Below are 10,002 nucleotides of genomic sequence, written 5' to 3'. Positions count from 1 at the left end.
CGGGCTCCTGCAAAGGCAGCCCGGACTGTTCGCTCACTGGGCGTGGATGCCTAAGTTCTGACGGATCAGGTGAGAAGAGCGGAGTGACGAGAGATCGTCACGCTCCGTTCTGTGGGAGCCCGGGGGTGAAATTCCCCCGGGCTACCCGGCGGACATAGCCGGACGTTCCATGTCACGCCGTCATCATGCAGCAAGGACCCGGGGTGGCAACGTTGAGTGCGACTGCCTGCTCGCGGCGTCAGTCATTCTGAACTCCGCCACGTGTCTGCCTTCTCGCGCTGCCATGCTCCTACGTCGACCTTACTTCGCGGCCCACATCCTTTGATCAACAAAAAGTAAACGGACTCGCAGGGGAAGGGCGATTGGCATAAGCGTATGGCGTGAACCACGGGCCGGCCTGGAAGCTGATGCCAGCTCGGGAAAGCTTGACGTCCAGCACTCGGTGCATGGCAGGTACCTGCCCTTCGGTGCACGTAGCCGACTGACCCGACCCAGCCGCGGTGGTCTTGGATTCCAGCCGGGTGTCAGCCGGTGAGCAGGGCCTTCGCGGCGAAGCCGAGCACCGTCGCGGCGATGGTGACGCGGATCGGCCGCTGGGCCCGTTCGACCAGCGACGGTCGCCGCGAGAGCGCGGACAACGGACCAGCGATCATCGCCAGCAGCGCGCCGGCCCACACCGGCGCGGAGAGGTCCGCCGGGTGCGGGTGGAGCCCGACCACGGCGAGGGTGGCGATCCGGTGCGTGGCGGACGTGACCCGGCAGGATCCGGGAGGTCATCACCGCTGTCCACACGACCGCGAGGTAGCTTGCGATCTCCGCGGCGTAGAACAGGCCGCCGGCACGCCAGGCCAGGTACACCGCCCCGATCACGACGACGACGATCGCGAGCGTGGGTCCGGCGACGGTCCTGAACCGTCCCGCGGGCACCCGCTCCCAGGCATCGTCGTCCGTCAGCAGCCACGCAGATGTGGACGGACCTGTGTGAATCGTACCGGCCGCGGTCTCGACGCCGGGGCCGCCCTGCGCTGGGTCGCCGGCAGCCAGTACAAGCTCTACCTGACTGATCCACTCCTCGCCTGGCTACCTGCGCTGACCAGCCCCGGCCTGCACCGCCCGGAGTACACCGCGCCGAGCGAGATGACCCTCGCCGTCGCCCTCGCCCGGGCCATCGACGAGCACGACGAGGGACGCTGGGTCGCCGGCGACACCATCGGCTACGCCCGCACCGGCTCCGGGAACGAGATCGACCTCAGCCCCGTCCGTATCCCCAGCGCCGCCGGGCCCACGGCGACAACTCCGGTCGAGTCCACGTGGATCGACGCCGGCTGGCGCGTCGACACCCGCGGCCTCGGCGCCAAGTACGGCCACGGCATTCTCGCCACCAAATCCGTTCTCGACCTCGACCAACCGGTCAGAGCCGTTCCGGCACCGATGCTCGCCAGCCTCCTCGGCTGAGGCCGCCTGACGCTTCGGTGTCAGGTGTCGCGGCGGTGGGTGAGGGCGAGGCCGAGAGACCAGCCACGCACCCGCGCCTGTCGATCATCCGTGATCGCTCCCTGCGTGGGGACGGCTGTTGGGGCCGCTTCTGCAGGGCCGCGTGCCCGTTTTGCCGCTACAGAAGCGGCCGCGATCTGCTCAGCCGCGCAGCGAAGGGACGCGGAGTGGGGATGGGGGCGCTCAGGGGCGGCGAGGATCTTGAACGCGCCGCGCGCAGGTTCGTCCCGCCGTGTCGGCGCGGACGTGACCGGCGGCACGTGGCGGCGTTCGTCGTTACAGTGGCACTCGGTGCCAAATTGGCTCTCGTCCCGGCCGGTCCCCGGGGCGTCCGCGACGAGGTAGGAGTTCGATGGCCAGCACGAGAACGTGGTTCGAGACGGTCGCGGAGGCGCAGCGGCGGGCGAAGCGGCGCCTGCCCAAGGGGGTGTACCAGGCGCTGGTCGCCGGCTCCGAGGCCGGCGTGACCATGAACGACAACCTGGGCGCGTTCGCGGACCTGAAGGTTCGCCCGCACGTCGCCGACCTGCCGACCAGCCGGGACCTGGCCACCACCGTGATGGGGCAGGAGATCAGCTTCCCGGTGCTGATCTCGCCGACGGGGGTACAGGCGGTGCACCCTGACGGGGAGGTCGCCGTCGCCCGGGCCGCCGCCGGCGCGGGAACCGCGATGGGCCTGTCGGCGTTCGCGTCGAAGCCGATCGAACAGGTCGCGGCGGTCAACGACAAGCTGCTGTTCCAGACCTACTGGCTCGGCTCGCGCGAGGAGATCCTCGCCCGCTCGCTGCGCGCCCGCGAGGCCGGCGCCAAGGGCCTGATCGTCACGCTGGACTGGGTGTTCGACTCGCGGCGGGACTGGGGCAGCCCGTTCATCCCCGAGCGCCTCGACCTCAAGGCGATGGCCCGGTACGCGCCGCAGGTCGCGCTGCGCCCCGGCTACCTGGGGCGTTGGATCCGCAGCCGGTCGCTGCCCGACCTCGGCGTGCCGAACCTGGTGCCGCTGGACGTGACCCCGCCGACGTTCTTCGGCGCCTACGGCCAGTGGATGGGCACCCCGCCGCCGACCTGGACGGACCTGGCCTGGCTGCGCGAGCGCTGGGACGGCCCCTTCATGATCAAAGGCATCACCCGCCCGGACGACGCGCGGCGCGCGGTCGACGTCGGCGCCAGCGCGATCTCGGTGTCGAACCACGGCGGCAACAACCTGGATTCGACCCCGGCGTCGATCCGCTGCCTGCCCGGCGTCGTCGACGCCGTCGGTGACCAGGTCGAGGTGCTGCTCGACGGTGGCATCCGCCGCGGCAGCGACGTGGTGAAGGCCCTGGCGCTCGGCGCCCGCGCGGTGATGATCGGCCGCGCCTACCTGTGGGGGCTGGCCGCCGGCGGGGAGCGTGGCGTGACCAACGTGCTGGAGATCCTGCGCCAGGGCGTGAGCGAGACCCTGCTGGGTCTCGGCAGGTCGTCGGTGCACGAACTGTCGCCCGAGGACATCCTGGTGCCGGCCGAGTTCGCGTTGGACCGTAAAGTCTGACCAAACCTTCGTCGTTCAGTAAACTCGAAACATTGAAGATACCGGTTTGAAACGCGGCTCCCCGGGTGCAATGAAAAAGGGTGCAACGCCCTGTTGCACCCGGGGCCAAGGCCACTTGCATGGTTGTCGCCACGGTCGGTTACATGCACCATTGGGTCATGTCCTGCCGCCCTCGAATTGTGACCCCCTCGCCGGAACGGCCGCACAGCGACGATCCGTCGGCCGACACGCGGGAAATTCCGGTGCTACTAAGGCCGTCCGTGGCCCGATTGATTCCGGCGCCGCGGGCCGCGGCAGATAATGAGCCAACTTTTGGTGAATCCGGTCACGGTGAATCCGGCGATCGGGTGCTGGAGCGCAGAGTTCCCCGCCGGCCGGCGCCTGCCTCTTTCCGCTGTCTGCGACGGCGGGGCGGTGGCGCGGCAGGCGTGGCGCGAATCCCGACGCAGTGAAGGCGAAGCGTCCGGGCCGCGCCGTCGCGTCGGCCCTGCGTCGCCGACAGCGAAACGGCCGGCTGAACCGGCCGCCGCTGCGGCCCTGGGATCGCCGTGGCCTGGTGAACCGGCTGGCGGCGCAGCGGCTGACTGCGACGGTGGGAATCCCGGCAGCGGCCCTTTCTGTGGCGCTGGCCGGCTTTGGCGCCTGCTCGGCGACGGCGGGCGGGGCATCGTCCTGCACCGGTGGTGACACGGCGCCGGGGGTGAGCGGGAAGGAGGTCCGGCTCGGCGTGCTCTACCCCGACTCCGGCCCGGCGGGCGCGGCGTTCCCCGCGGCGCGGGCCGGAATCGACGCACGGATCGCCGCGGCCAACGCCGCCGGCGGAATATACGGCCGGAAAATTGTCTACGACTGGCGGGACGACGAGGGAATACCGGCCCGGAATCTCACCGGAAGCCGTGAGCTGGTCGAGGACGAGAACGTGTTCGGGCTCGTCGAGTTCACCGTCGCCGCCGAGGGCGGGGCGGCCTACCTCGCCGACCGCAGAATTCCGGTGGTGGGCCTCGCCGACGAGAGCGTCTGGACCCGGTATTCGAACATGTTCACGCCGGCGAGCTCGGTCGGGGCGGCCGTTGACACCTACGGTGGGATCGTCGCCCGGCACGGCGGCACGACCGCGTTCCTGCTGCGGACGGGTCTGTCGGCAGGTATATCCGGGGCTATCGACCGGGTGGGTCAGAGCCTGCAGGCGGCCGGCGTGCGGGTGGTGGCGGACCAGGCGTACACCGACGGCGCGGACGACCCGGCCACCGTTGCCCGGCAGATCATCGACTCCGGCGCCGACACCATCGTCGCGATGCTCGCGCCGCAGTCACTGCCCGCGGTGCTGCACGCGGTGCGCGCGGCCGGGGGGAACCCGCCGGTGGTGCTGTCCTTCGCCGGCTACGACCGCGATCTGCTGCGCACCGCCGGGCCTGATCTCGCCGGGGTGCTCCTGCCGGTGGGCTACCGCCCCTTCGAGGCGGGCGGCGCCCCGATCGCCCGGTACCTCGACGCGATGCACCGCTACGCCCCGCAGGTCACCAACCCGGCGCAGGAGTCCGGGATCATGTCGTACATCGACACGGACCTTTTCCTGCGCGGGCTGCGGGCCGCCGGCCCCTGCCCGACCCGCGCCTCCTTCCTGGCCGGCATGCGGACGCTGACCCACTACGACGCCGACGGCCTCATCCCGCCGATCAACGTCGTCACCGCGCAGCGCCACCCGACGAGCTGCCTCGCGGTGTTGCGGGTGAACCCGGCGGGCAACGCCTTCGACGTCGATCAGAACAACGTCTGCGGCCACGAGCTCGGCCCGGACACCTGAGCGCGGACCCGCCGAGCCCTCACGGCGCGCGGCGCGGCGGCGTGGCGGCGTGGCGGCGCGGCGGCGTTAGCAGGACGTAACGTGACGTCCGGGGCGTCGCCGGGGTGCACCGGTCCCGGACCGCGAGGGTCGCGGGGGTGTGGGGGCGCCGGGAGACCGGAGGTGCGTCGCCGATGCCGCTGTGGTCGCCGATGCCGCTGTGGTCGCCGATGCCGCTGTGGTCGCCGATGCCGCTGTGGTCGCCGATGCCGCTGTGGCAGCGGGCCGGGGTCGCGGCCGGCGCGCTGCTCGTGCTTGCCGTGGTGCTGCGGATCGCGCACCACTGGTGGCCGCGACGCGGCCTGGCGATCGTCGCGGCCGGCAGCCAGGAGACCGGCACCATCCTCGGCCTGTTCACGCTCTGGCAGATCGCCCGCATCCTCGGGGTGACCAGGGTCGCTGGCGGGTTGGAGCGGGCGGACTGGATCTGGCACGCGGAGCGCTGGCTGCACCTGCCCAGCGAGGTCAGCATGGAGATGTTCATGCTCGACCACGAGCGCTGGCTGCGGGCCGCGAACGTGTTCTACAGCTGGGTGCACTTCCCGGCGATGAACCTGTTCCTGGTGTGGCTGTTCGTCCGGCACCGTGCCGCCTACCCGTCGGTGCGGATGACGATCGTGCTGTTCACCGGCTCGTCGTTGCTGTTCCACATGTTCCTGCCGGTCGCGCCGCCGCGGATGCTGACCTCGGCCGGTTTCGTGGACGAGGCGGTGGTGCTCGGCCAGTCGGTGTACGGCGAGTTCGGCAGCGGGGTGGCGGCGCAGCTCTCGGCGCTGCCGTCGGTGCACGTCGGCTGGGCGTTCCTGATCGCCTACGAGGTGATCAGGATCAGTCCGAGCCGGTGGCGCTGGCTGATCGTGATCCACCCGGTGCTGACCACGCTCGTCGTCGTGGTCACCGCCAACCATTTCTGGGCCGACGGCATCGTCGCCGTCATCCTGCTCGTCCTCGCCGAGATCGCCGGCCGCGCCCTGCGCGGCCGCCTGCACGACCTGCGGGAACGCCTGTCGGGCCGACGTCCCCGCGAGCCCGCGACGGTCCTCGCGACGGCCGGCGGCCCGGCGTCGTGGACCCCGCCCGCGGCCCGCGCCCGGCCGGCCGCGGAAGCGGCCGATGACGACCGAGGCCCGCCCGCCCGCCCGGCGCCGCTGGCGGGCGCCGGCGACGCCGCCGGCAGCGGAGACGACCAGGCCCGGCCCGGACGGCGACCGGGATGACGCCCGCGGCCTCGTCACTGACCCGAGTGGGTGGAGTCGGATCGAGGCGACGCTGCCGCGGACCGGTGACTGTCCGCGTCGGTTAGACGGCGGTGACGATCTGGGCGCGCAGGGGAGCGAGGGCCTTGCCGATCTCGCCGGTGGTCGCGTCCGGGACGCCGAGGCCGCTCAGGGCGCCGAGCAGGTGCGCGACCACCACGTCGAACTGGGCGTCGTTGATGCAGAGGGTGCCGTGCACGTCGGGGATCGGGTTGCCGGTGTACACCTCGGGGCCGCCGATCGCCGCGCCGATGAAGTCGCGCTGGTGCGCCTTGAGGGTCGGGATGTCCTTGCCGCGGAAGAACGGGGCGATCTCCGGGTCGGCCAAGACGCGCACGTAGAACTCGTCGACGGCGGCCTTCACCGCGGCGGAACCGCCGATAGCGTCGTAGGTACTCATCAGAGGTCTCGCTTTCGCCGTGACTGCCCGGCCCGCGACTGGGGCCGGGCCAGCCTGTTTCGGGGGAGTGCACTGCTGCCTGTCCGACATCTCCACCCAACCCGTCGGCGCGGGCGCGTGGCAGGGGCTGCCGGCCCACGGCGCCCAGAAGGACGGCCGGGCGTCGGGGGGCCGGATGGCCGTCCCTCCTGGCGGTCGAGCCACCTGGCAACCAAAAAGGAGAACGTTGTTCCAGTCATGATGGCCGGCACACAGCTCGACCATGTCATCACGAGCATGCAGGCCGGCGCGATCGGCGAGCTGAAGTACGCCAAGGACATCGCGCTGCCGCGCACCGCCACCGAGTACTTCCACCAGAACTGCTGGGTCGGCGCGAGCTTCCCGAAGCCGGACGACGTCGCGGCCCGCGAGGTCGTCGGCCGTGACCGGTGGATGTGGGGCAGCGACGACCCCCACGACGAGGGCACCGGCCCCTACACCACCCAGGCGCTGCGCCAGGTCATGCAGCACATCCCCGAGCCGGAGATGCGGGACCTGCTGGCCGGTGACGCCGCGCGGCTCTACGGCTTCGACCTCGACGCGCTCGCGCCGCTGGCCGAGAAGTACGGCCCGACCGTCGAGGAGGTCTCCCGCCCGCTCGACGCGCCGGAGAACCCGAACAGCGCCCTCAAGGGCGCGCAGGCCCAGCTCGTCGCCGTCTGGAGCGACGATCCCAAGGGGGCCGACACCGACAGGGGCGCGGCCACCCTGAAGACGAGGCCGGTCGACCGACGTCGAACAGGACGCACGCGGACTCGTCGGCGCCGGGCTGGCGTGTGCTGCTCACTGGGTGCCGGCCTTCTTCAGCGCCGCCGCGAGGTCGGCGATCAGGTCGACGCCGGCCGGGTAGCCGGGGAAGTAGGCGCAGATCCGGTCGCAGTCGCCGTAACGGGCGATGATCTCGGCGGCGACTTCGTCCGGGGTGCCGTGCACGGCGAGGGTGTGCAGCATCTCGTCGCTGATCAGCTTGGTCATCCCGGCCCAGTCGCCGCGCTTGGACCGGGCGTTGAGCTCGGGCTGCAGGTCATCCCAGCCGTGCACCTCCAGCACCGCCCGGTAGGCCGGGGTGGAGCCGTAGAAGGCCAGCAGGCTCAGCGCCGCCCGCGACGCGGCGAGCTCCTCCTCGGTGCGCCCGACGGCGACGATGACCTCGGCGGTCACCTCGATGTCCGCCCGGGTGCGCCCGGCGGCGGCCAGGCCCGCCTCGATCGCGGGCCAGGTGCGCTCGCGCATGTGCCGGTCGCTGTTGAACGGCATCACCAGGATGCCGTCGGCGACCTCGGCGGCCATCTGGTTCATCTTCGGGCCGAGCGCGCCGACGAGCACCTTCGGCACCCCGTACGGGTTCGGGCCCGGATTGAACGCCGGCGTCATCAGCGTGTGGCTGGTGTACTCGCCGCGGAAGTCCAGCCGGGTGCCGTCCTGCCAGCTGCCCAGGATCGCCCGCACCGCCAGCACCCACTCGCGCATGTGCGCCACCGGCCGGCCCCAGGTCGCGCCGAAGCGCTTCTCCACGTGCGCGCGGACCTGCGAACCCAGCCCGAGGCGGAACCGTCCCCGGGAGAGCAGGTGCAGGTCGTAGGCAGCGTGCGCGAGATGCATGGGGCTGCGCGGGAACGCGACCGCCACGTTCGTCATCAGGTCCAGCGAGCACACCGGCGCCGCCGCGACCAGCGGGAAGAACAGGTCATGGGCGTTTTCGAAGCTGAACACCCCGTCGACGCCGGCGGCCTCCAGCGCCCGCGCCCGCTCCGCCGCGTCCACGACGGAACTCGACAACATCACGTCCAGCCTGGGTGGTTCACCTACCGGCATGGGCACGGCACCTTTCTTCTCCTGATCGACGCTCGTTCCTGGTCGGATGCCGCCGGCGTGGGTCGCGGCGGCGTCCGACCAGCCGCAGGGCAGCCCGAGGATGCGTTCCTACAGTTCCCGGCTTCGCGACGCGACCGAGGCTCGCGCCAGCCCGGGCTACGTGGCGGGCCGCGGCGCCGGCGGCCGTCGCAGCAGGGACTGGGACGCGGTCGCGAGCAGGCGCCCGCCCCGGTCGAACAGCCGCGCGCTGTGGTGCACCACGCCGCCTACCGACGTCTCCACCTGGGCGTCGAGCAGGACCCACGCCGAGTCCTCGGTCCCGTCGGTGATGGGCGCCGCACCCAGCCGGATGCTGTTGTCCAGGCTCATCCCGTGGACGACCACGCCGATGGCCTCGTTGAGCGCCGCCGGCGCCATATCCGCGAGGATCGCCAGCGAGGCGGCCGTCAGCGGCAACGGCCGCGGCGGCCGCAACCAGATCAGGCTGCGCCCCGGCGCCACCAGCCCGGCCCGGGCCATGGCCTCCGCCGGCACCCACAGCTCCTCGATCTCGGTGCGCAACCCCCACGCGGCGCGGGGCTGCTGGCCGAACTCCCGCCGCTCGACGCAGCTCTCCGGCCCCGGCACACCGGCGGGCACGGCCGCGAACTGCCGGTCCACGTCGGACTCACCACTGGCCGGCGCCGCGACTGAGGCTGGCGCGTCGGCGTCGGCGCTGTCGGCGTGACTCGAGGAGCGTTCGCGGGCGCCGAAGGTACCGGTCACGAGGATGGCCAGCCGCCCGTCGACGGTGCCCCGCACCATCGCCTGGGTCAGCGCGCGCCCGTGCCGACCGACCTCCAGCTCCAGCACGAGTCGTTCGTCCGCGGCGATCGGCCCGACGAACTGCACCGTCGCCCACAGCGCGCGCCGGTCGAGAATCTCCTCCGCCGTGGCCATCCCCGCGGCCAGCCCGCAGCCGCCCCACAGCAGCCCACGCGGATTGAGGATGCGCTTCGCGGCGACCAGCTCCCCGCGCCCCGCAGCCCGGTCCACCCGCAGTCCCAGAAGCTCGCGGGCCACGACGTCGCCCACCGGGACGGAACCGACCACCGCATCGGACGGCCCGCCCGGCGTGGGCGGCTCGTCCCGCGCGGCGCCGAGCTTGAGGAGGGCGGTCATCGGATGGGCGTCCTGAGGCTGAGGATCAGACAGTCACCGGCAGACATACCGACCACTATGTGTCAGGAGGGCTGTGTCCCGCCGATGCGTGTGACGGGCCTCTCCTCCCCACCGGCGACATCCTCCTCGCCGATCCCGACACCGCCCGCGTCCGCGTCCTCACCACCGACCGCCGCGTCCGAACGCTGCCCGGTACCCAGGCCGCGCTGCAACGCCCACTCGGCGTCGCCGTCCTCGTCGTCGGCACCGCCCGCCACCTCGTCCTGAGGCTCCCGCCCAGCTTCTGATCGGCGATGGCCGCCCCCGCATGACCCGGTCGGCCGGAATCGGTCGGAACGGGACGCGGCCACCGGCGGGCCCACCAGCCGGGGCCCCTGGCCCCGGCCTGGTGCGCCGCGGAACACTCGGATCTTGGTGCGCCGCGGAACACTCGGATCTTGGTGCGCCGCGGAACACTCGGATC

Annotated in this window: 9 protein-coding genes; 4 read left to right on the top strand and 5 right to left on the bottom strand. The window is 72.0% G+C overall.

Going from position 1 to position 10,002, the window contains the following annotated elements; all coding sequences use genetic code 11:
* Nucleotides 1-524: 524 nt before the first annotated feature.
* Nucleotides 525-719, bottom strand: coding sequence for a hypothetical protein (locus MXD60_RS27690; protein WP_248822637.1), 195 nt, complete (start codon nt 717-719; stop codon nt 525-527).
* Nucleotides 720-981: 262 nt separating this feature from the next.
* Between MXD60_RS27690 and MXD60_RS27685 the strand changes: the two genes are divergently transcribed.
* The 4 genes from MXD60_RS27685 (at nt 982) to MXD60_RS27670 (ending at nt 6,085) form a co-directional block, all read left to right on the top strand.
* Nucleotides 982-1,455: a hypothetical protein gene (locus MXD60_RS27685; RefSeq protein WP_248822636.1), complete on the top strand. Its 474-nt coding sequence runs from the start codon at nt 982-984 to the stop codon at nt 1,453-1,455.
* Between the two features lie 391 nt (nt 1,456-1,846).
* Nucleotides 1,847-3,025 carry a pre-mycofactocin synthase MftD gene (gene mftD, locus MXD60_RS27680; protein WP_248822635.1) on the top strand — a complete coding sequence of 393 codons (1,179 nt, stop codon included), beginning with the start codon at nt 1,847-1,849 and terminating at the stop codon, nt 3,023-3,025.
* A 448-nt stretch (nt 3,026-3,473) separates the two neighbouring features.
* On the top strand, nt 3,474-4,829 hold the full coding sequence (locus tag MXD60_RS27675) for an ABC transporter substrate-binding protein (RefSeq protein ID WP_248822634.1): 1,356 nt from the start codon (nt 3,474-3,476) through the stop codon (nt 4,827-4,829).
* Nucleotides 4,830-5,002: 173 nt separating this feature from the next.
* A complete protein-coding gene (locus MXD60_RS27670) occupies nt 5,003-6,085 on the top strand; it encodes a phosphatase PAP2 family protein (protein ID WP_248822633.1) in 1,083 nt (360 codons plus the stop codon).
* Nucleotides 6,086-6,167: 82 nt separating this feature from the next.
* Here the strand turns inward: MXD60_RS27670 and MXD60_RS27665 are convergent, their stop codons facing one another.
* The 4 genes from MXD60_RS27665 to MXD60_RS27645 all read right to left on the bottom strand — a co-directional run bounded on the left by MXD60_RS27665 (nt 6,168) and on the right by MXD60_RS27645 (nt 9,796).
* The gene (locus MXD60_RS27665; protein ID WP_248822632.1) at nt 6,168-6,524 is read right to left on the bottom strand and encodes a group I truncated hemoglobin; all 357 of its coding nucleotides are present in this window, start codon (nt 6,522-6,524) and stop codon (nt 6,168-6,170) included.
* 822 nt (nt 6,525-7,346) lie between these two features.
* Nucleotides 7,347-8,345, bottom strand: a complete 999-nt coding sequence (locus MXD60_RS27655; RefSeq protein ID WP_248822631.1) for a TIGR03617 family F420-dependent LLM class oxidoreductase — start codon at nt 8,343-8,345, stop codon at nt 7,347-7,349.
* Nucleotides 8,346-8,534: 189 nt separating this feature from the next.
* Nucleotides 8,535-9,539, bottom strand: coding sequence for an acyl-CoA thioesterase (locus tag MXD60_RS27650; protein ID WP_248822630.1), 1,005 nt, complete (start codon nt 9,537-9,539; stop codon nt 8,535-8,537).
* 62 nt (nt 9,540-9,601) lie between these two features.
* Nucleotides 9,602-9,796, bottom strand: coding sequence for a hypothetical protein (locus tag MXD60_RS27645; RefSeq protein ID WP_248822629.1), 195 nt, complete (start codon nt 9,794-9,796; stop codon nt 9,602-9,604).
* Nucleotides 9,797-10,002 lie beyond the last annotated feature (206 nt).

This window comes from Frankia sp. AgB32, from assembly GCF_023243045.1.
In the GTDB taxonomy this organism is placed as follows: Bacteria; Actinomycetota; Actinomycetes; order Frankiales; family Frankiaceae; genus Frankia.
Note: the sequence above shows the minus strand (reverse complement) of the source record. Positions and strands in the feature narration are given on the sequence as shown.